Here is a 20,652-nt window from a genome sequence, read left to right on the forward strand (position 1 = left end):
GAATTCTGTCTATGAGCATCCAGAGCTTTGTCAGCCCTGACCTGATCCGCCAAGGTTTTTCGCGGGCGATGTCGGCCATGTATCGCGAAGAGGTGCCTCTGTATGGCGCGCTAATGGAGCTGGTGGCGCAGACCAACGCCCAGGTGCTGCGCAGCGACCACCGCGTTGCGCAACAGCTGCGCAACACCGGGGAAATCGAACGCCTGGACCTTGAGCGCCATGGCGCGATCCGCGTCGGCACCGCCGGGGAACTGGCGACCATCAGCCGCTTGTTTGCGGTGATGGGCATGCAGCCGGTGGGCTACTACGACCTGACACCCGCCGGAGTACCGGTCCACTCCACCGCGTTCCGCGCGGTGCATGAAGCCTCGCTGCAGATCAGTCCGTTCCGGGTGTTCACCTCGTTGCTGCGCCTGGAACTGATCGAAAACCCCGAGCTGCGCGAGTTCGCCCGGTCGGTCCTGGCCAGACGCTCGATCTTCACCCCGGGCGCGCTGGCCCTGATCGACAAATCCGAAAACCAGGGCGGGCTTGACGAACAAGACGCCGAGGCATTCGTCGAGCAGGCGCTGGAAACCTTTCGCTGGCACCACAGCGCAACCGTCACCGCCAAGCAGTATCGGCAGTTGAGCGCGCAGCACCGGCTGGTCGCCGATGTGGTGGCCTTCAAAGGCCCGCACATCAATCACCTGACCCCGCGCACCCTCGACATCGACAAGGTCCAGGCGCAAATGCCCGAGCATGGCATTACCCCCAAGGCCGTGATCGAAGGCCCGCCGCGGCGTGAGTGCCCGATCCTGCTGCGCCAGACCAGCTTCAAGGCCCTTGAAGAACCCATCGCCTTCATCGACCAGGCTCAGAGCTGCGACAGCCACAGTGCCCGCTTCGGCGAAATCGAACAACGTGGCGCAGCCCTCACTCCGGCGGGTCGGACGCTGTACGACCGCTTGCTGAATGCCGCTCGCGATGAACTGAAGGATTTCCCCAACGAAAAAAATGCCCAGCGCTACAACGCACTGCTGCAAGCGCACTTCGCCGAGTTTCCGGATTCCTGGGCCGGCATGCGCGAACAAGGGCTGGCCTACTTCCGCTACTTTGTTACCGAACAGGGGCTGGCCGCGAGTGGCGCCCTGTCGGCTTCAGAGACCCTGGAGGGATTGCTCAGCCGCAACTACATTCGTTTCGAACCACTGGTCTACGAGGATTTTTTACCGGTCAGTGCGGCAGGCATCTTCCAGTCCAACCTGGGTGACGATGGGCAAAATCACTACGCCGGCCGATCGAACCAGCAGGAATTCGAAAAGGCTCTGGGTCGTTCGACCCTCAATGAACTGGCGCTGTATGCCGAGACTCAACGGCGCTCGATCCTGGAATGCTGCGCGGCACTCGATCTGCCGCCGCTGGTGTGAGGAGAGTTCGCCCAGCGCGCTGGCCTGGCAATCCATGCACCGGTAAAGAGCCAATACACTGGGCGAACAGAGTTATTTTAATTGAACGTACACAATAAGTCCGCGTAGAAAATCTGAATAAATCTGGACACAATATTTCCAGTCTGAACTCACCAGGGTGAACATTCAGAGCAGCTCGCATCGATTCAATACCCGGTCATTTCCAGATACCCGCTGCCGGCATGACTGCCACTCAACTGCACCGGGCCTTCCCAATAAGCAATCCGCAGCGCCATCCAGGCTTGGGGATTGAGTGCCTGCACGGTGATGTCCAGGCCTTTGCCGGGGATCTTGATCGACCAGCGAGTCGGCATCTCGCGCCCCGCCACCGCAGTGAAGTCCAGCGGGGCGAGGTTGATGGCGTCCCTGGTCAGAATCTCGGTGCGGCCATCGGCAGTAATCCAGGTTCCGGTCAGGTAGGCACTGCCATCCTTTTCCCGCACCCGAAACAGCATCAACTGCTCAGCGTTATCCAGGTGCAGGGAAAACCAGTCCCAGCCGGTTTGCTCGGCGGTCAACGGCTGGCTGCTCCACTCGCGATCGAGCCAGGCGGGGCCGCTGACCTGCCAGGTCTGGCCATCAATCTCAAGGCTGCCCTGTGCCTGGAAAAACGGCTGGCTGTAGTAGTACGACGCCTGGCCGTGCTCGGATTTCCGGCTGTAACCCTGCTCGCCTTGCAGCACCGGGGATTTGCTCGAGGTCAGGTGCAGTTGATAGCTGAAACCGTGTCCGCTGGCGTGCAGTTGCATATCGGCCAAGGGGTTTGCCGAGCCGGACTGGCTGCGCAAACTCCAGTCATCGATCCAGGCGTTGAACGGAGCGCCAGTGACTCCGGCCTGCCCTACCCCGCCGCGGGCGTAACGTTCAGCGGCAAGATGCTGGCTGGCCGAGGTTACTGCGGCATGGCCGAGCCAGACTGTCTGGCTGCCCCAGCCAGGTTGCTCGGGCCCGGCTTTCAGTGCGTTGCGAAACAGGGTCCATTGCACACCAAAACTGCGGCCCTGAGCGTCCTTGAGGTTGGCGGTGAGGTACCACCACTCGATGCGAAAGCCGTCGTGGGGCCCGTGGTCGGCGGGAAAGCTGAAGGTTTTGCCGGGAACCACCGGGGTGAACTCAGCGGCCTCGCTGCCCAGTCCGGCAAAACTTTCGGGTTGTTTCGGCGTGTCATCGCAACCACTCAGTTGCCACAGCAGCACCAGCAGCATGCCAAACCACAGCCGCTTAATCTTCATGGGCAAAGGTCCTGAGCAGATCGGCCGGCTGGCTGCGGTAGAGTTTGAACAATGGCCAGGCCGACGCCAGCAAGGTCGCCAACAACGCCAGGGTGGTCAATTGCAGCAGTTGCAGCGGGAAGATCCGCAGTGGCAGGCGCCAGCCAAAGGCCTGGACATTGATCACCGAGTTCAGGCACCACGCCAGCAGGATTCCCAGCGGCAACGCCAGCAGCAAGGTCAGCACCGCCAACAACCAGGTCTGACCCAGATTGAGCAGCATCAGTTGCCGCCGGGTTACACCCAATGCCCATAACGGCGCCAGTTGACCGAGGCGACTCTGGCTCTGGGTCAGCAGGCTGATGAACAGCGCGACCCCGGCCACCCCCAGGGTCAGGCTGTTGAGCGCAGCGGTGGCGGTAAAGGTGCGTTCGAACACTTGAATGGACCAGCCCTTGAGCTGCGCCTGATCGACGATGCGGTTGTCGGCCAGGGCAAAGCGTGCTTGCAGGGCTTGCACCAGCGGCGTTACGGACGCGGGGTCGATGCGCAGGTTGAAACGACTCGGCGCCAGTTGCGACCAGTAACGTTGCAGGTGCCCGACATTGACCAGTAAATGCCCTTTCGGATTGCCATAGTCGGCATAGATCCCGACGATGCGCGGCGACCACTGACCTTGCGGCGTTGGAATCACCAGCCGATCACCCAATTGCACCTTCAGGCGACGGGCCAGTTGTTCACTGAGCATCAGCGTGTCGTCGTCGACCAGTCGATCCCAGGGATCGTCTCCCAGCGCTTGCAGCAGCGGCCAGTGCTGGCGATAGCTCGGGTGATCGATGACGCCGTACAGCTCCACGGGCCAGCCTTGCAGCTGGATCGACACCTGCCAGCTGGGCAATACCGCAGAGACCAGCGGTTGCTGGCTTAACCAGGTTTGAAGCTGCCGAGACTGAGTGGGACTGACTGGATTGATATACAGCTCGGCAGTCAGGCGTTGTTCGAGCCAGTCGCCGAAGGTCTGGCGAAAGCCGGCAGTCATGCTGCCGGCACCGATGTTGGCAGCCAGCGCCAGCAACAGCGCCATCAATGCCAGACTCAGGGCCGGCAATTGCTGCCGGCAATCGGCAATAAACCACTGCGCCAACACCGAGCGACTGCGCCCGCGCACCAGGCTCAGCAGCCCATCGAGCAGCACTGGCAAGCTCAGCGCCGCCGCCAGCAACAGACCGGCCATCAACACAAAACCGGCAGTCAGACTGTCGCCAAGCCACCAGGCCAGAAGCCCCACCGCAGCGGCAATCGCCGCCACCCAACCCTGGCGTCGCAACCAGCGGGCATGGGTCTGATGCCAGGCTTGCGGGTTGGCCAGCGCGAGCAACGGCAGGCGCGCCGCACGCAATAAACTGTTGGCACCGGCCAGCAATGCCCCCAGCAGACTCAAGCCCACCCCACTGAGCCACCAGAGCGGGCCGAGGCTCAACTGCCCCGCCACCTCGGCCCCGTACAGCCCGCGCAGGCTGGCGGCGACGTCCGGCAACAACACACCAGCAAGCAAATACCCACTGACCACCCCGGCAATCCCGCCCAGCAAGGCCAGGCCACCGAGTTCAACGCTCAGGCTGAAAATCAACATGCGCGCACTGACCCCGCAGGCCCGCAGGGTTCTCAGCAGGCCACGGCGCTGTTCCAGGGCCAGGCCGATGGCGGCATGGACGATAAACAGACCGACCACGAACGACAGAAAACCCAAGGCATCGAGGTTCAGGTGAAAGCTTTCGGTCAGGCGCGACAGGTTGTTTTCTTCACCGCTGCGCTTGAGCACTAACTGCCCGGCAAACGCTTCAGGCAACCGCGGCCGAGTCGCCGCGAATTCCTTGGGCAGCAACAGCCGCGAGAGCTGTTGTGGCATCCCCAGCAGCTGTTGCGCAAAGCCGATATCCACCAGCAGCACCCCTGGCGCCATGTCGACCTGGCTATGCAGCGGCGGCAGGCGTTGGCCATCTACCGTAAAAGGTTGGTCGCCCTCGCGAAAACCCAGGGCCTGCAAGGTTTGCGCAGCGATCCAGGTGCTGCCGGGCGGGCTGATGAAGTCGACCATCCGCGCCAGCTCCAGCGTCTGCCCGGCCACCGCCGACCCGGTGGGTAGCGACAGTGGTTCGATGCCGATCAATTGCAGACGTTGATCTTCCCGCCCCTTGAGCGACAGCCGCGCTTGCAACAGCGGCGACACCGGCCAACCGGCTCGCCGCAGGCTGATGAACAAGGTTTGCGCGAAGGTCGCGCCATTCGGTGCAGCGAGACTGGCCTGGGGTTCGCCGCCAATCAACTGGCTGGCCCGGGCGTAGCTTTCTCGGGCCTGACTGTTCAACGCTTGTACCCCGGTCAACAGACTGGTGGCCAGCCAGAGCCCGGTCAGCACACTGAAAAACTGCACCGGATGCTGCCGCCAATGACTCAGCAAGGCCCGCAGCGCGCCCTGGAAAACCCGCACCTCAGCCCCCGCCCGCGCCGAGCAGACGCCCGTTATGCAACACCACTCTTTGCGCCAGGCGAGCCGCGACCCGCGGACTGTGGGTGACCATCAGCAGGCTGGTGGGGCTGTCGACGAGCAGCTCCAGGAGCAACTGCAGCACTTGATCGCTGGTGCTTTCATCGAGACTGCCGGTAGGTTCATCGGCCAGCAGCAGGCCCGGACGCGACGCCAACGCACGCCCCAGCGCCACCCGTTGTTGCTGGCCGCCAGAGAGCTGTTCGGGATAGCGCCTGAGCAAGTCGCCGAGCCCCAGCCGCTCAACCAGTTGCGCCTGCCAGAGCGGCTCGAGGCGCCCGGCCAGGCGTGCCTGAAAGGCCAGGTTGTCCTCGACCCGCAGGCTGCTGATCAGGTTGAATTGCTGGAACACCAGGCCCACTTCGGTACGCCGCCAGTTGGCCAGTTGCGCCTCGTTCATCCGCTCCAGCGAGTGCCCGCCAATGCGGATGCTGCCGCTATCCACCTGGTCCAGCCCGGCGATCAGGTGCAGCAAGGTGCTCTTGCCACTGCCCGATTCGCCCATCAGTGCCAGGCTGCTGCCCTGTTGCAACTGCAAGTCAACCCCTTGCAGCACCGCCAGCGGGCCTTGCGGGGTCGCATAGCTCTTGAACACGCCTTGCACCTGAAGCATGGGGCACACTCGATTGACCGAAGCTGAAGCCAAGGATAGCGGGTGTGGCTGAGCGAGGCGTCAGTGGCGCTCACAAGACCTTGCATTGGTCAGAATTTACTTCGGCACTCCGTAATGCCAGGTAGGAGCGAGCTTGCTCGCGATGGACTCAAGAGCTGCGCGCTTAATCAGAAAACACTCGTTATCGTTAACGTCCATCGCGAGCAAGCTCGCTCCTGCAAGGGGCATCCGGTGCAAATGCGTCAACCCCGGACGGATTCACCCAGCCCGTCGGGTTCGGGGTGTACAGGTAGCCGTTCAACCCGTCCGGCGTCAGGTAGCGGCCGATGTGCGGATCGTAGTAGCGATGGCGGTTGTAGTGCAGACCGGTTTCCGCATCGAAGTACTGGCCCTGGAAGCGCAGTGGATTGTCGACCTGTGGTTCGCTGCCCAGGCTGGCGAGTTGGCCGTAAGCCTGGTATTTCGCCGACCAGACGATCTCGCCGTTGTAGTTGGTGAGTTCCAGCGGTGTACCGAGGTGGTCGAGGTGGTAGTAAAACAGGCAGGCCTTTAACGGACCCTCTCCATCGAGCAGGGCCAATGGCCGCAAGCTGCCGGGTTCGTAGAGGTAGCGGCGGTAGTGATGCCTGCCGCGTTCGGCAATGAGTTGCTGGCCTTGCCAGAGAAATTCGGTGCTGTGGCCATCGACGGTTTTGCCGATACGGCGGCCGAACGCGTCGTAGCGGTAGCTCACGCAACGGCCGTCCGGCAGGCTCACGCCAATCAGTCGATGCCGGCAGTCGTAGCGGTATTCGGTGACCCGTGTCCCGGCGGTGCCGCGCCATTCGCGGATCAGATTGCCGTAAGCATCGTAGTCGTAATGGTGGTCGCCTTGCATCACCAGACGGTTGTCCTGGATCGTGGTCGGGCCGTGCATCTGCAGGTTGCCGGCGGGGTCGTGGGCGAAGTGTTCCGGGCGTTCGCCGCGGGAATGGCGGACGCGGGTCAGACGATTCAGCGCATCGTAGTAATAACTGCGCTGGCCGTGACGACTGTCCGCGATGGAAGCCAGGTTGCCATTGACCGCATAACCGTAATGGCGCAGGTACAGCGGTCGGGCCTGCCGGGTGATTTCATGGACTTGCAGACGCCCCTGCTCGTTGTAGTGGTACTGGCTGAGCAGCAGGCCTTGCTGGCGTTGCTCCTCGCGACCAGCACTGAATTGGTGGCTGGTCAGCCGTTCGCCATTGAGGTCGATGGCAACCAGCGCGCCGCCCGGGGCATGGTGGTAATCGAGTATGCCGTGGTCCGGCAGGCGCAGGCGGTCAAGCCGGCCGCAGGGGTCGTAGCGATAACGCAAGGTGGCAGGCCCCTGGTGTTCGGTGATCAGCCGGTCTTGCAGATCGTACTGGAATTCCAGCGGCCACTGACCCTCATCGACACTCACCAATCGGCCGAGACTGTCGTAACGGTAATGAATCTTGCTGCCGTCGGCCAGGGTCTTGAGCAGCAACCGCCCTTGAGTGTCGCGTTCATATCCCGTGAGCAATTGACTGCCGTCGGTGCCAAACTCGGTTTTCTCCAGCAGATGACCCCTTCGGTCGTAGGCATACGCTGTGCGCCGGCCAGATCCAGACGCTTGCCGGATCAGACCGTTGGCGTCGTACTGGAGCTGATAACGTTCGCCGGACGAATTTTCGATCTCGCTGAGCAGCAAGCGTGAGTCGTCGTAACGGTAGCGCAGTTGCGTGCCATCCGGATTGATCCGACGACTGACCAGGGGCAGGTCGTCGGCGTATTCATGGCAGGCAGTCAGCTCGTTCATCCGCAATCCCTCGCGCAGGTGTATAGGACGCAAGACTTTGCAGGGGATCGTTGGGAAATGGAGTCGGGGAAATTCGAGAGGGCGGGTAGGAGATTTCTTTAAATCAAACGGCAACATTCAACAAGCGTAATGGAGGCCAGTCAGTAACTTGAGTGCGACATTCGCATCCCACCATCAAAGCGCAGCCTGTTGTTTCATCGCAAAGCGCGTCAATAAACAGGTGACCAAAATCTGACACACCCCCGTCGTTGAGAGCCATGCCAATCAAGCTATACAACCGTTCGTCGCTTGAGCTGGCCGACTATTTTTTGGTACATATTCGTTCAAACCCGCTACACAAAGCGCCTGATGACAAAACGCCTGAAACCCGGCGAGTTGCGAATCACGTAGAACATGCCATTTCGTTGACACGTTTTTTTCCAGGCTGGTCTATACCCACTTCATCAGTCAAATTCCAGTCATTGCCGCGCCCAACGAAGCCCGGCATGTCGAGGATAACTGTGGACCTTTGCCGGCCCAGGACTATTCGGCAGCACCGTTTGCCCAAACCTTTTCGCCTCGCCACCTTGCTACTGGTGACCCTTGCCGGGATGAGCGTCGGTTTGCAGTTCCTGCGTGGCCAGCGTTTATCGCGAATGGAGTCCTGAGCAGAATCGATGAGAGTGCCGTCCCATGTCGATCAAGCAAATGTTCAAGCGCACCAGTGGCTGGCTGTACCTCAACTCGTCGCTGGGACGCCGCCAGCTGCGAGGCGCCGGAGTGATCCTGATGTTGCACCGGGTGCTCGTCGACGACCGCAGCGCCGAGTTGCCCCATCGCAATGAGTTGTGCGTCGGCCCGCGCGCCTTCGAGCAACTCCTGCGATGGCTCAAGTACCATTTCGACTGCGTGACGCTGATGGACTTGCTGCACGCCGACGCCCAGGGGAACGCTTCGGCGCGGCCGAAAGTCGCCCTGACCTTCGACGATGGCTGGCGTGACAATGCACTGAACGCCTTTCCGCTGCTGCTGGAGCATCGGGTGCCGGCGAGTATTTTCCTGTCCACCGACTTCATTGGCAGCCGCCAGCGCTTCTGGTGGGAAAGCCTGGGTGAAACACTCTGGGGCAGCTATGGCAGCGACTCGCGTCAACGCCTGCTCAAACACCTGCAACGCATCGGCCGGCCATTGCCCGCGGCGTTCCTCGACGATGGCAACCAATGGCAACGCAGCCTGGCCTTGGCCAACTATTTGCAAAGTCTGAAAAGCCTGGCACCCCAGGACCTCAACCGCCTCACCGACGCTTGCCCGATCGAGTCGTTGCCCCAGGCACTGGACTGGCAGCAAGTGCGCATCCTGGAACGCTCCGGACTGATCAGCTTCGGTCCCCATGGTGCCAGCCACTCGATCCTTACCGGACTCGACGACACGCGCCTGGACCAGGAACTGAGCCGCAGCCACGACGCCTTGCGGCGAGGCTGCCAACAACCGTTGCCGGTCTATTGCTACCCCAATGGCGATCATGATCATCGAGTCCGCCAACGCCTGGCCGCGCACCGCTACGCCTTTGCCCTGGGCTCCAGCGCCGGGATCTATCGCGGCAATGGCGACCCACTGGCGCTGCCACGCATCGGCGTCAGCCAGCGTAATGCCAGCCGCCCTTCGCTGCTGGCCTGGCGCATCAGCCAGGGCGATCCCCATGAACCGCAATAACGATCTGCATCACCTTGTGCCGAGCATGGACACGCGCGCCAAACCTGTCGTTACCCGTCCAACCCCACTGGAGGATCACCATGCCTCAGCACGTCATAGTCAACGCTGACGACTTCGGCCTCAGCGAGAAGGAGAACGCGGTGATCCTGCGGGCATTCCAGACCGGTTTGATCAGCTCCGCAACCGCGATGGCGAACATGCCGGCGTTTCCCGCCGCCTGCGCCATGGCCCACCATCCCCTGCTGCAGGGGCGGATCGGCCTGCACTTCAACCTCACTTACGGGCGTCCGCTGAGCGAAGCGATTCTCGAACAACCGGCGTTCTGTAGCCCCAGCGGCGAATTCGATCTGGACCTGTCGCGCCACAGCCTGTGGCTTGGCCGCCAGGCCCGGCAAGCGGTGCTGGAGGAGCTGGAAGCACAATGGCAACGCTGCCTGGAGTTCGGTGTGCAGCCCAGTCACCTGGATTCGCACCAGCACGTACACACTATCTGGCCCATCGGCGAAATAGTCGCGCGCTTCGCCGCCAGGCAGTGTGTGGCGCTGCGTCTGGCGCATAACCTTGGGCAAAATATCGGCACCGGCAAGCGCCTGTTCAAGACCTTGCTCAACCGGCGCCTGCGCAGCCTCGCCGGCGCAACCGCCGACCACGTCTGCACCCCGGCCGATCTGCGCAATGCCGCGCCGCCGGTTGACGGTCTGCTGGAAGTGGTCATTCATCCCCACCTGCTGGGTGCGGATTTCGGCGATGCCGATCTGAACCCGGGGGAATCCTTGAGCCAGGTGCTGGAGAGTCGTCTGTCGGGGGTTCCGCGGGTTCCCTACAGCGTGGCGGGTAAAACCCTGACGGCAGCGGTCGGGATATTCGATAGTCCGGGCTCGGCCTGATTGCTTCGGCTTAAACCAGAGATTTTTGCTGCTGTGACATCGTCGATCTGCGCAAAAATTGACAATAATCATTATTATTCGCAAGAAACCTTCCTAGACTCGGACTCCTACTCGTCAGTGCCCAGGAAGACCTCATGCGTACCACCTTTTCGCTGTCGCTCGCCGTACTGTTGCTGGCTCCCCTGGCCCAGGCCAAGGAGTACCCGATTGGCGAGCCGCAATTGTGTCCGGGGCTGGAAGTCGCGGCGGTGTATCTGCAGCCGATCGAGATGGCGCCTGCCGGCATGATGCGCGCCACGGCGGAATCCGACGTGCATCTGGAAGCCGACATTCGCGCCACCGCGGACAATCGACAGGGCTTTCAGGAAGGCAGTTTCGTGCCCTACCTGAATGTCTCTTTCAACCTGAAGAAACAGGGCAGCGCCACCGAACTCAAGGGCGACTTCCATGCCATGGTGGCCAATGACGGTCCGCACTACGGCGATAATGTGAAGTTGCTTGGCCCGGGCAAATACCAACTGACCTTCAGCGTCCTGCCACCCGGCGGTCACGGTTCCCTGGGTCGCCACACCGACAAGGAAACCGGCGTGGCGCCATGGTTCGAGCGTTGTGAGCTGCACTACGAGTTCATCTACGCCGGGATCGGCAAGAAAGGCGGCTATTGAATGAACCCTACGCTGCCCCGGCATCGCGGACGATCAAGGTTTGGCCGGGCCTGGCTGTTGCTGGCCTGGACGATCACGCCATTGGCCGCCCATGCCCAATTGCCGACTTATGAGCTGACCATGCGCGACGGGCACTTCACCCCGGCATTGCTGGAGGTGCCGGCCGGGCAACGTTTCAAGATCGTCCTGAAAAACATCGGCCAGGGGCCGGCAGAGTTCGAGAGCACGCCATTGCGGGTGGAAAAAGTCCTGTCGCCGGGGGTGACCACCTTCGTGGTCATTCACCCCTTGCGACCTGGTCACTATCCGTTCTTCGACGAGTTCAATCTGCAATTGCCCGAAGGCGGCATCCTCGCCAAATAACCGGGCCGTCCACGGAGTTTTCCATCAAGGCGCTTTCCATGAATCAATCAATGTTCATCGTCTGGCGCGAAAGCGTCGAGGCGCTGCTGGTGATCGGCATTCTCCAGGCCTGGGTCAGCCAGCAAAGCCATGGCAATCGGCTGCTCAGATACCTGTGGGCCGGCGTGGTGCTGGGGTTGATGTTGTCTGGGTTGCTGGCGGTGCTGATTCTGTTTGCCGGCGAGGCCATGAGCGGATCGACCAGCGAATGGTTCCAGGCCGCTCTGGCGCTGGTTGCCAGCCTGCTGATCGTGCAAATGGTCGGCTGGATGCATCACCACGCACGGACCCTCAAGCAGGATCTGCGCCGCCACGCCGACGGCCATCTGGCCAGGCAAGGCGGCCTCGGGCTGTTGCTGCTGGCGATGCTTGCGGTCAGTCGTGAAGGCAGCGAAACCGTGGTCTTTCTCTATGGCGCCGGGGCTCAGTTGCGCGGCCCGCAGCTCGGCTTGTTCGCCTTTGGCGGGTTGGCGGGACTGGTGCTGGCGGGATTGACCGTCGTCCTGCTGCAGAGCAGCCGCCGGTTCATTTCATGGCCCAGGTTTTTTGCCCTCAGCGAAGCCCTGCTGCTGATGCTCGGCGCGGCCCTACTGGTCAGCGGCATCGAGCGCATCGGCGGGCAACTGCTGGCCCTGGAGGTGCCGGAGATAATCTATGGCGTGTTTGGCGAAGCGCTTTGGGACAGCAACGCGTTGCTCAGCGACAGCCACGGCCTGGGTAGTTTCCTCGCCGGCTTTGCCGGTTATCGAGCGAGCCCCAGTTGCGCGACCCTGATGGTGCTGATCGGTTACTGGCTGATCGTTGCTGGCTGGTTGCGCAAGCGCCCGCTGGAAAAAGCCCCATGCCCGAGCTGAGTCGGCGCAATCTCTGGCTGCAGCGCCTGGGCGACGGGATGCGCCGCCATGCGCCGTTGATTCGTGCTGTGCAATGGCTGGTGGTGCTGTTCTACGGACTGCTGCTGTTGCTACCGGCGCTGCTGCCACTGCCAGACAGCCAGGCGCGGATCCTCGACAACCTGACCCTGCTCGCGCAGTTTCTGTTCTGGGGCATCTGGTGGCCGTTTGTGCTGCTGTCGATGGTGCTGTTCGGCCGCCTCTGGTGCGGCGTGCTGTGCCCGGAAGGCTCGCTGAGCGAATGGGCCAGCCGCTACGGCAAAGGTCTTGGCGTACCGCGCTGGCTGCGCTGGGGCGGTTGGCCAACCCTGGCGTTCTGCCTGACCACCCTCTACGGCCAGTTGATCAGCGTCTATGACTACGCCCAGGCCGCCCTGCTGATACTGGGCGGCTCTACGGTCGCAGCGGTCATCGTCGGCCTGCTGTTCGCCCGCGGCAAACGGGTCTGGTGCCGTTACCTGTGCCCGGTCAGCGGAGTCTTCGCCCTGCTCGCCCGACTGGCTCCGGTGCATTTTCAGGTGGACGAACAGCGCTGGCTGGAAAACCCCGCGCCAAGACTGCCGCCACCCAACTGCGCACCCTTGCTCGATATCCGACGTATGCAAGGCGCCAGCGATTGCCATGCCTGCGGACGCTGCAGTGGACAACGCAGCGCGGTGCAGTTGATCGCCCGCTCCAGCAACCAGGAAATCCTGCAGTCTAGCGCCAGCACACTGTCAGTCTGGGATGCACGCCTGCTGCTGTTCGGGGTGATCGGTCTGGCCATGGGCGGATTCCAGTGGACCATCAGCCCCTGGTTCGTCGCCCTCAAACAACAGCTGGCCTCATGGCTGGTTGAACAGGACCTGCTCTGGCCCTTGCAGGACAACGCCCCCTGGTGGCTGCTCACCCACTACCCGCAACTCAACGACAGCTTCAGCTGGCTCGACGGCTTTAGCATCGTCGCCTACCTGGGCTTGAGCTCGGTGTTGCTGGGCACGGCCTTGCTGATTCTGTTGCGTCTGACGGCGCGACTGGCGGGAACTCCGGCGCTCTACTCACCCCTGGCCCTGACCCTCACACCCCTTGGCGGCGCCGGACTGTTTCTCGGGCTGTCGGCGACTACCGTGAAGTTGCTGCGCTATGAGGGCTTGCTGCTGGAGTGGGTACAACCGGCAAGAGCATCGTTGTTGATGGCGGCGATGGCGTGGAGTTTGGTGTTGGGGTGGAAGGTGCTGGGGCGTGAGGGAGTTTCGTTGACCCCGCGGATGGCGGGCAGTGGGTGCCTGTTATTGGCTAATGGGTTGGTGGGGTATGGTTGGTGGTTGCAGTTTTGGGGGTGGTGACACCTATCAAAATCAAAAGATCGCAGCCTTCGGCAGCTCCTACAGGGGATTGCGGACACCCAGGACATTGCAGGTGCACTCGGTCGGCGTAGGAGCTGGCGAAGCCTGCGATCTTTTCTGCCGCCAACATCAAAAGATCGCAGCCTTCGGCAGCTCCTACAGTGGGATTGGGTACATCCGCGGGAGGCAGATCGGCTGTCAGGCCGCCATCGCGAGCAAGCTCGCTCCCACAGTGGATCGGCGCCACACACGGTCTAGATCTTAAAACGCGCCACTGTCGTGTGCAACGCCCCCGCCATCTCCGCCAGCTCCTGACCGGCCGTATTGGTATGTTGAGCACCGAGCAAGACCTGCTCGGAAAAATTACGAATACCGACCAGATTGCGATCCACTTCACGCGCCACCAATGCCTGCTGCTCAGTGGCGCTGGCAATCATCATGTTGCGCTCATTGATCTGCGAAATAGACCGGGTAATCTCGTCCAGGGCATCACCCGAACGCTGTGCGACTTCAAGAGTTGCGAGCACCAGGTTGCTGCTGCTTTGCATCGCGCTGACCACATGGCCGGTGTCCAGACGGATATTGCCAATCATCTGCTCGATTTCCTGAGTAGACACCTGAGTACGATGGGCCAACGCCCGGACCTCGTCGGCGACTACCGCAAAACCTCGTCCGGCATCGCCTGCGCGAGCCGCTTCAATCGCAGCGTTGAGGGCCAGCAAATTGGTTTGATCGGCAATGCTGCGAATCACATCCAGAACCTTGCTGATATCCTGTACCCGGCCGGCCAAGTGTTGAATGCGCGCCGAGGTATCGGTCACACCGGCGGCCAGTTCGCCTATCGAGGCAACCGTTTCCTGAACCTGTTCACGCCCGCGCTGGGCGGTCAGCTCGGATTCTCGGGAGGCTTCAGAAGTGCTGACCGCATTGCGCGCCACCTCGTCGACCGCAGCGGTCATCTGGTTCACCGCCGTTGCAGCCTGCTCGATCTCGAGTCCCTGCAATTGCAAATTGCTGCTGGTCTGGCTGCTGACCGCGCTCAGCTCCTCGGAAGAACAGGCAACCCGATCAACCGAGGCGGCGATATGCCTGACCATCACATTCAAGCTCCGCTGCATCTGATGCATATTCATCATCAGGCTGCCACCATCGGTTGGGCGCAGAGGCACTTGAATCGTCAGGTCGCCCTGAGCGATTTGATTCAAGACTCGCGCTGCAATATCTGGCTCGCCACCCAAGGGCCTGGTCACACTGCGCGTCACGATGACCGCGACGGCGATGACCAGGGCCAGACAGAATAAAAACAATCCCAGCATGTTACGCCGGGCATCGTTATAGAGATCTTGCGCCACCCTTTCACGGTCGGCGAATAGTTGTCCTTGCAGGGTCATCAGCCCATCCAGACTGCCATAGACCTCAAGTTCGGCGGGAATGACTTTTTGTTTAAGCTGCGCCATCGCTTCATCGAGGGCACCTTGGCGGATCAGAGCCTGCACCTGGGTGAACGCAACGACATAGGCCTCGCGATGCTTTTTCAGGGTTGCATAGGCAACTTTGCCTTCGGGTGAATAGAACAACGGTTCCAGGGTTTCGAGCGCCGTCGTAATACGTTTTTTCGTGCTGTCGACAGACTGCTGAACCTGCTGGTTGTCCTTATCGATCAGCAAATCCCGGGTGTTCCTGGCGTTATCGCGCACGCCTGTGGCAATGACCATGATCGGGCTGATTTTCGGCCAGTCCTGTTGGACGATAACAACCGACTGATCTTTCAGCGTGGCCAGGTCGTGCAGTGCATACAATGCCAGGCCCATCAGCGCCAGCGGTGCAATGGCAAAACCCAGCAAAATGCGTTTGGCGGTACTGAGTCTGGCCATGTCAAATGCTCCCCGATTAATACCTTGATCATCATCCATGGCAACGCCTAGCCTCGTAATACAAACTGCGGAAACAACTCACGCATGGCCGCCCATAGTTCGGCCTGCTCGACCTGTGCGGAAATACTCGACAAATGCGGATCGAGCATGCGCGCAGTCCTGACCAGTTGCACGGCAAATCGTTTGACGCCTAGTGCGCTCAGCCGCCGGGCCAGGATCAACAGGCGCGCAGGGTCGAACAAGTGCCAATGCACCGTGGTGCGGCACTCATAGTCGACACCGCTGGCCAGCAGATACTCCAGGCTGCGCCAGTTGGCGGTGCCGCTGCCGGCGATGCGGGTGATGGTCTGGCAATCTTCGGGCAAGGCCTTGATATCGAATCCGATCCAATCGGCCTCCATCACCACCTTGGCAAAGGCCGCCGGTTTGATCCCGGCGCTGTGCAAGCCGATGCGAAAGCCCATCTTGCGCACTTCATCCATGGCGCCGGCCAGGCCGTCCTGCAGCGTCGGTTCACCACCGCTGAACACCACGGCATCGAGCAAGCCCTGGCGCCGTTGCAGAAACGTCAGCACCCGACACCAATCCACTTCTTCGCTGCCGCGCGGCGGGATCAGTTGCGGGTTATGGCAATAGCGGCAGCGCCAGGCGCACCCCTGGCAAAACAGTACACAGGCCAGCTGCCCCGGATAGTCGAGGGTGGTCAGGGGCACCATGCCCCCGACCCGAAGCGTTCGACTCATTGGCGCCCGGCCAGCGCCGCGCTTTCAGTGAAGTGAACCCGCTCGCGGTGCTCGGACTGCTTGCCCGGATTGAACGCCGCTACCGGGCGGTGATAGCCCATCACTCGGGTCCAGACTTCGCAGCGTTGACGTTGTGCCAGGGGCAGGGTTTGCGATGCATTCATGATGAAGTTCCTTGCAGTTGAGTGAATCGAATCAATGAGCGGTGCCGAGGTTTTGCTCGCGCAGCAGCAGGACCTCGTCGCATTTCGGGCAGAATTCATGTTCGCCATCGAGGTAACCATGCACCGGGCAGATGGAGAAGGTCGGAGTCACGGTCAGGTACGGCAGGCGGAAACGTCCGAGGGCTTTGCGCACCAGTTGCTTGCAGGCCTCGGTCGAGGAAATCCGCTCGGCCATGTACAGATGCAGTACGGTGCCGCCGGTGTACTTGCATTGCAGTTCGTCCTGAAGCTCCAGCGCCTCGAAGGGATCGTCGGTGAAACCCACCGGCAGTTGCGAGGAGTTTGTGTAGTACGGCGCCTCGACGCTGCCGGCCTGGAGAATGTCGGGGTAACGCTTGCGATCTTCCTTGGCGAAGCGGTAAGTGGTGCCTTCGGCCGGAGTCGCTTCGAGGTTGTACATGTGGCCGGTTTCCTCCTGGAATCGCAGCAAGGTGGCGCGCACATGGTCCAGCAGATCCAGGGCAAATTGCCGGCCTTTCTCGGTGTGCATGCCCTGCTCGTCGCCGGTGTAATTGCGCAGCATTTCATGCATGCCGTTGAGGCCGATGGTGGAGAAGTGGTTGCGCAAGGTGCCCAGGTAACGCTTGGTGTAGGGATATAGACCGGCATCCATATGGTGCTGGATCACCTTGCGCTTGACCTCCAGGCTCTCCATCGCCAGTTCCATCAGGGTGTCCAGGCGCTTCAGCAAGCCGCTGGTGTCGCCCTTGAAGACATAGCCCAGGCGCGCACAGTTGATGGTGACCACCCCCAGCGAGCCGGTCTGTTCCGCCGAGCCGAACAGGCCGCCGCCGCGCTTGAGCAGCTCGCGCACATCCAGTTGCAGGCGGCAGCACATCGAGCGCACCTGATTGGGCTGCAGATCGGAGTTGAGGAAGTTCTGGAAATACGGCAAGCCGTAACGCGCGGTCATCTCGAACAGGCGGTCGGCGTTTTCACTGTCCCAGGGGAAGTCATGGGTAATGTTGTAGGTCGGTATCGGGAAGGTGAACACCCGCCCTTTCGCATCGCCGGCCTGCATCACTTCGATGTAGGCGCGGTTGAGCAGGTCCATTTCGACTTGCAGGTCGCCATAGGCAAACGGCATTTCCTCACCGCCGATGCTGGGAATCTGTTCGCGCAGATCCTGCGGGCAGACCCAGTCGAAGGTCAGGTTGGTAAAGGGTGTCTGGGTGCCCCAGCGCGAGGGCACGTTGAGGTTGTAGATGAATTCCTGGATCGCCTGACGCACTTCCTGGAAGCTCAGCTTGTCCTGCCGCACATAGGGCGCCAGATAGGTATCGAACGAGCTGAACGCCTGGGCGCCGGCCCACTCGTTTTGCAGGGTGCCGAGGAAATTCACCATCTGCCCCAGAGCGCTGCTCAGGTGTTTCGGCGGACCGGCTTCGACGCGCCCGGGAACCCCGTTCAGGCCCTCGTGCAACAGGGTGCGCAGCGACCAGCCAGCACAGTAGCCGGCGAGCATGTCCAGATCGTGCACATGCAAATCCGCCTCGCGGTGAGCAGTGCCGATCGCCTCGCTGTAGACCTCGTCCAGCCAATAGTTGGCGGTGACCTTGCCCGACACGTTCAGCACCAGCCCGCCCAGGGAATAACCCTGGTTGGCATTGGCCTGGACCCGCCAGTCATCCCGGTCCAGGTACTCGTTCATCGAAGTCGCCACCTCGACCATGGTCCTGCGGTCACGGCGCAAGCGCCCGTGCTGTTCGCGGTAGACGATGTAAGCGCGCATGGCGAGGAAATAACCGGCATCCATCAGGACCCGTTCGACCCGATCCTGAATCTGCTCGACATTCACTCGCGCCTGCCCTTCCAGACGGGCCAGTACCGCGTTGAGCAACCCCTCGGCCTCGGGTTCGGCGTATTCGCCAGTGGCCTTGCCGGCGGCGATCAACGCCTGGCGGATCTTGTCCGCATCAAAGGCAACCAGACTGCCATCGCGCTTGTGCAAGCGGTTACACCCTACTGAGATCAGCGTGCTCTGCATTTGGTCTCCAGACACTACATATAGATGTTTTAGAAGCTATAGACACAACATGCAGTGAAGACTACGGACAAAGCACCGATCTGCAATTGATCGACGTCAAGAATTCGCGGACAAAAAAAGCCGCCAGCGGCGGCTTGGTAAAAGGATTTCTGGCTTTGCACATTCCCTCGTAGCAGCTGGCGAGCTTTGCGAGCCTGCGTTCGGCTACGAAGCAGTCGTAAAATCAGGCACTGCGGTATTCAGGTTAACCGCGCTGATCTGATTTGCGACTGCTTCGCAGTCGAACGCAGCCTCGCAAAGCTCGGCAGCTGCTACGGGACCGAGCCATTATCTCGACATCACCCCCCGCTGACACTCATGAACCGCAAGATCTGCACCGCCCCTTCCGGATTGAAATCATGGCGCAACGGCTTTCCGCGCAGGGCCTTTTGCACTGCGTTGATCAGCGGTTGGTCATCCAGCGGGTAACGGCGCAGCAAGCCGCGCAAATCCAGCGAGTCCTCCTGCCCCAGGCACAGCAGCAACCGCCCTTCGACGGTCATCCGTATCCGGTTGCAGCTGCCGCAGAAGTTGTGGCTGTTGGGTGAAATGAAACCGATCCGGGTATCCGGATGGCGTTCCAGGCGTACATAACGCGCAGGCCCGCCGCTGCTCTCGGTACTGTCGAGCAAGCCATGACGGCTGGCGATCAGCGCCCGCACCTCGTCGCTGGAACAAAACGACTCGCCCCGGGAACGCCCGACTTCGCCCAAGGGCATTTCTTCGATAAAGCTGATATCGATTTTTTGCTCGATGGCGTACTGCACCAAGTCCAGGACCTCATCGAAGTTGCGGCCTTTCATCACCACGCAATTGAGTTTGATCCGCTCAAAGCCGGCACTGCGCGCCGCTTCGATACCGTCGAGTACCTGATCGAGATCACCATTGCGGGTAATCGCGCGAAATTTCTGGCCATCCAGGCTATCGAGGCTGATGTTCATCCGTTTGACCCCGGCTTCGGTCAACGGCCGGGCCAGGCGGCCGAGCTGCGAGCCGTTGCTGGTCATCACCAGTTCGCGCAACCCGGGCAAGGCGGCAATGTTGCGACACAGCCCGACGATACCCGGGCGAATCAGCGGCTCGCCGCCGGTCAGGCGGATCTTGCGCACTCCCAGGCCGACGAACAGGGTCGCCAGGCGCTGCAGTTCTTCGAGCGTCAGAACCTGCTGACGCGGCAGGAAGGTCATGTTTTTCGCCATGCAATACACACAGCGAAAATCACAACGATCGGTCACCGACATCCGCAGATAATCGATCTGCCGTCCAAAACCATCCTGCATGACACTGCTCATCAGATTTCCCCGGTTGGCCTGGTGCTTACTGCACCAGCGGTGAGTCGGCGCCCTGCAAGTGGATACCGCGAATATCCGCAGCACCGATCAGGGTTTGCAGGTATTGCACCAGGGCTTTTTGCCAGACGCCCTGCTGCAACTGCGTACGGATCGCCGTCGAGACCACCTCATAGGGCAATGGCATGCCTTCGATGCGCTGATCGACACTGACTACATGCCAGCCGTAACGACTCTCCAGCGGTTTACTGGCCACTCCCGGCGCCAGAGTGAACAGCTGGCGTTCCAGCTCGGGCACGGTCTGGCCCTTGCTGATCTGCCCCAGGGAGCCGCCCTGGGCCTTCGATGGACAGGCCGAGTAGTTCAGCGCCAGCTGGGAAAAGCTGCCGGGGAAATCCGTCAGGCGCTGCAGCAGGACTTCCGCCTGATCGTGCGCCAGGCCGCGGGCCTCGGCATCCTGCGGGTCACATTCGAGCAGAATGTGCCGAATCGCCAGCAACGGCGCGCTATGGAAGCGTGCGCGATTGTTTTCGTAGTAACGAAGACTGGTCTCCTCATCGCACTGCGGGACCAGCACCTCCTGTTCAAGCAACAACCGGGTGGCCGCCTCCTCTTCGTTCTCACCGGCAGCAATCTGCAACGACAGGCCGAGTTCGGCGATTCGCTGCTGCAACAACTCGCGGATCACCAACGCCCGGGCGGCCAGATAGACCGCCTCCTCGCGGCTTTCGGCCGGGTGATATTGCAGCTCCTGGGCCATGGCCTCGGGGCTGATCGATACCTCGTTGACGCTGATGATCGGCCACTCCTGCTCGCTGCTGGCGATCAGTTGCGCCGCAGCGCCGTCGCCAGCTGCCGCAGGTTCAACCGGCAGCGCTTCAAATTGCACTGCCCCGGCCGGCGCGACGTCGACCACGTCTGGCGCTACAGACTCCGCTTTTGTTGAAGAACCGCAGCCACCGCTGCCCCCTTTACCGCCGCCACATCCACATCCACCTGACATGATTT

The 20,652-nt window shown here is 61.4% G+C and carries 16 protein-coding genes and 2 pseudogenes; 8 read left to right on the forward strand and 10 right to left on the reverse strand.

The window, feature by feature from the left end; translation table 11 throughout:
- Nucleotides 1–11: 11 nt before the first annotated feature.
- Nucleotides 12–1,409 (forward strand): VOC family protein, encoded by a 1,398-nt coding sequence (locus tag F8N21_RS08670; RefSeq protein ID WP_191624250.1) that lies wholly within the window; start codon nt 12–14, stop codon nt 1,407–1,409.
- Between the two features lie 185 nt (nt 1,410–1,594).
- Here the strand turns inward: F8N21_RS08670 and F8N21_RS08675 are convergent, their stop codons facing one another.
- From F8N21_RS08675 to F8N21_RS08690, 4 genes and pseudogenes are all read right to left on the reverse strand, one after another.
- On the reverse strand, nt 1,595–2,680 hold the full coding sequence (locus tag F8N21_RS08675; protein ID WP_150641725.1) for a lipocalin-like domain-containing protein: 1,086 nt from the start codon (nt 2,678–2,680) through the stop codon (nt 1,595–1,597).
- Nucleotides 2,670–5,150, reverse strand: a complete 2,481-nt coding sequence (locus tag F8N21_RS08680; protein WP_150641726.1) for an FtsX-like permease family protein — start codon at nt 5,148–5,150, stop codon at nt 2,670–2,672. The genes F8N21_RS08675 and F8N21_RS08680 overlap by 11 nt, the downstream gene beginning before the upstream one ends.
- Nucleotide 5,151: 1 nt before the next feature.
- Nucleotides 5,152–5,820 carry an ABC transporter ATP-binding protein gene (locus F8N21_RS08685; protein WP_150641727.1) on the reverse strand — a complete coding sequence of 223 codons (669 nt, stop codon included), beginning with the start codon at nt 5,818–5,820 and terminating at the stop codon, nt 5,152–5,154.
- Between the two features lie 229 nt (nt 5,821–6,049).
- Nucleotides 6,050–7,603: pseudogene (locus tag F8N21_RS08690) on the reverse strand (RHS repeat-associated core domain-containing protein); the annotation flags it as partial.
- Nucleotides 7,604–8,154: 551 nt separating this feature from the next.
- Between F8N21_RS08690 and F8N21_RS08695 the strand changes: the two are divergent.
- The 7 genes and pseudogenes from F8N21_RS08695 to F8N21_RS08725 form a co-directional block, all read left to right on the forward strand.
- Nucleotides 8,155–8,284 (forward strand): annotated as a pseudogene (locus F8N21_RS08695) (glycosyltransferase family 2 protein); the annotation flags it as partial.
- Between the two features lie 12 nt (nt 8,285–8,296).
- Nucleotides 8,297–9,316 carry a polysaccharide deacetylase family protein gene (locus F8N21_RS08700; RefSeq protein ID WP_150641729.1) on the forward strand — a complete coding sequence of 340 codons (1,020 nt, stop codon included), beginning with the start codon at nt 8,297–8,299 and terminating at the stop codon, nt 9,314–9,316.
- An 80-nt stretch (nt 9,317–9,396) separates the two neighbouring features.
- Nucleotides 9,397–10,203, forward strand: a complete 807-nt coding sequence (locus F8N21_RS08705) for a carbohydrate deacetylase (protein WP_150641730.1) — start codon at nt 9,397–9,399, stop codon at nt 10,201–10,203.
- Nucleotides 10,204–10,337: 134 nt separating this feature from the next.
- Nucleotides 10,338–10,868: an iron transporter gene (locus tag F8N21_RS08710; protein ID WP_150641731.1), complete on the forward strand. Its 531-nt coding sequence runs from the start codon at nt 10,338–10,340 to the stop codon at nt 10,866–10,868.
- Nucleotides 10,869–11,231, forward strand: a complete 363-nt coding sequence (locus F8N21_RS08715) for a cupredoxin domain-containing protein (protein ID WP_150641732.1) — start codon at nt 10,869–10,871, stop codon at nt 11,229–11,231.
- 38 nt (nt 11,232–11,269) lie between these two features.
- Nucleotides 11,270–12,124, forward strand: coding sequence for an FTR1 family iron permease (locus F8N21_RS08720; RefSeq protein ID WP_150641733.1), 855 nt, complete (start codon nt 11,270–11,272; stop codon nt 12,122–12,124).
- The gene (locus F8N21_RS08725; protein WP_150641734.1) at nt 12,112–13,488 is read left to right on the forward strand and encodes a 4Fe-4S binding protein; all 1,377 of its coding nucleotides are present in this window, start codon (nt 12,112–12,114) and stop codon (nt 13,486–13,488) included. Before F8N21_RS08720 ends, F8N21_RS08725 begins: the two co-directional genes overlap by 13 nt.
- Before the next feature lie 254 nt (nt 13,489–13,742).
- Here F8N21_RS08725 and F8N21_RS08730 read toward each other — a convergent pair whose 3' ends face one another.
- From F8N21_RS08730 to F8N21_RS08755, 6 genes are all read right to left on the reverse strand, one after another.
- A complete protein-coding gene (locus F8N21_RS08730) occupies nt 13,743–15,362 on the reverse strand; it encodes a methyl-accepting chemotaxis protein (RefSeq protein ID WP_150641735.1) in 1,620 nt (539 codons plus the stop codon).
- A 47-nt stretch (nt 15,363–15,409) separates the two neighbouring features.
- Entirely contained in the window at nt 15,410–16,105 is a 696-nt protein-coding gene (locus tag F8N21_RS08735) for an anaerobic ribonucleoside-triphosphate reductase activating protein (RefSeq protein ID WP_224788186.1), read from the reverse strand.
- Nucleotides 16,102–16,269, reverse strand: a complete 168-nt coding sequence (nrdD, locus tag F8N21_RS31275; RefSeq protein WP_150641736.1) for an anaerobic ribonucleoside-triphosphate reductase — start codon at nt 16,267–16,269, stop codon at nt 16,102–16,104. The genes F8N21_RS08735 and nrdD overlap by 4 nt, the downstream gene beginning before the upstream one ends.
- A 31-nt stretch (nt 16,270–16,300) precedes the next feature.
- Nucleotides 16,301–18,316, reverse strand: coding sequence for a ribonucleoside triphosphate reductase (locus F8N21_RS08745; protein WP_150641737.1), 2,016 nt, complete (start codon nt 18,314–18,316; stop codon nt 16,301–16,303).
- A gap of 338 nt (nt 18,317–18,654) precedes the next feature.
- A complete protein-coding gene (moaA, locus tag F8N21_RS08750; protein WP_150641738.1) occupies nt 18,655–19,647 on the reverse strand; it encodes a GTP 3',8-cyclase MoaA in 993 nt (330 codons plus the stop codon).
- A gap of 25 nt (nt 19,648–19,672) precedes the next feature.
- Nucleotides 19,673–20,647, reverse strand: a complete 975-nt coding sequence (locus tag F8N21_RS08755; protein ID WP_150641739.1) for a peptidylprolyl isomerase — start codon at nt 20,645–20,647, stop codon at nt 19,673–19,675.
- Nucleotides 20,648–20,652 lie beyond the last annotated feature (5 nt).

Origin of the sequence: Pseudomonas fluorescens, assembly GCF_902497895.1 — a bacterium.
Lineage (GTDB): Bacteria > Pseudomonadota > Gammaproteobacteria > Pseudomonadales > Pseudomonadaceae > Aquipseudomonas > Aquipseudomonas fluorescens_BP.

Bases quoted from the DNA above. Each gene is read 5' to 3' on its own strand.
- F8N21_RS08670 (WP_191624250.1), top strand. From the start codon at position 12: ATGAGCATCCAGAGCTTTGTCAGCCCTGACCTGATCCGCCAAGGTTTT.
- F8N21_RS08675 (WP_150641725.1), bottom strand. From the start codon at position 2,680: ATGAAGATTAAGCGGCTGTGGTTTGGCATGCTGCTGGTGCTGCTGTGG.
- F8N21_RS08685 (WP_150641727.1), bottom strand. From the start codon at position 5,820: ATGCTTCAGGTGCAAGGCGTGTTCAAGAGCTATGCGACCCCGCAAGGC.
- F8N21_RS08700 (WP_150641729.1), top strand. From the start codon at position 8,297: ATGTCGATCAAGCAAATGTTCAAGCGCACCAGTGGCTGGCTGTACCTC.
- F8N21_RS08705 (WP_150641730.1), top strand. From the start codon at position 9,397: ATGCCTCAGCACGTCATAGTCAACGCTGACGACTTCGGCCTCAGCGAG.
- F8N21_RS08710 (WP_150641731.1), top strand. From the start codon at position 10,338: ATGCGTACCACCTTTTCGCTGTCGCTCGCCGTACTGTTGCTGGCTCCC.
- F8N21_RS08715 (WP_150641732.1), top strand. From the start codon at position 10,869: ATGAACCCTACGCTGCCCCGGCATCGCGGACGATCAAGGTTTGGCCGG.
- F8N21_RS08720 (WP_150641733.1), top strand. From the start codon at position 11,270: ATGAATCAATCAATGTTCATCGTCTGGCGCGAAAGCGTCGAGGCGCTG.
- F8N21_RS08725 (WP_150641734.1), top strand. From the start codon at position 12,112: ATGCCCGAGCTGAGTCGGCGCAATCTCTGGCTGCAGCGCCTGGGCGAC.
- F8N21_RS08730 (WP_150641735.1), bottom strand. From the start codon at position 15,362: ATGGCCAGACTCAGTACCGCCAAACGCATTTTGCTGGGTTTTGCCATT.
- F8N21_RS08735 (WP_224788186.1), bottom strand. From the start codon at position 16,105: ATGAGTCGAACGCTTCGGGTCGGGGGCATGGTGCCCCTGACCACCCTC.
- nrdD (WP_150641736.1), bottom strand. From the start codon at position 16,269: ATGAATGCATCGCAAACCCTGCCCCTGGCACAACGTCAACGCTGCGAA.
- F8N21_RS08745 (WP_150641737.1), bottom strand. From the start codon at position 18,316: ATGCAGAGCACGCTGATCTCAGTAGGGTGTAACCGCTTGCACAAGCGC.
- moaA (WP_150641738.1), bottom strand. From the start codon at position 19,647: ATGAGCAGTGTCATGCAGGATGGTTTTGGACGGCAGATCGATTATCTG.
- F8N21_RS08755 (WP_150641739.1), bottom strand. From the start codon at position 20,647: ATGTCAGGTGGATGTGGATGTGGCGGCGGTAAAGGGGGCAGCGGTGGC.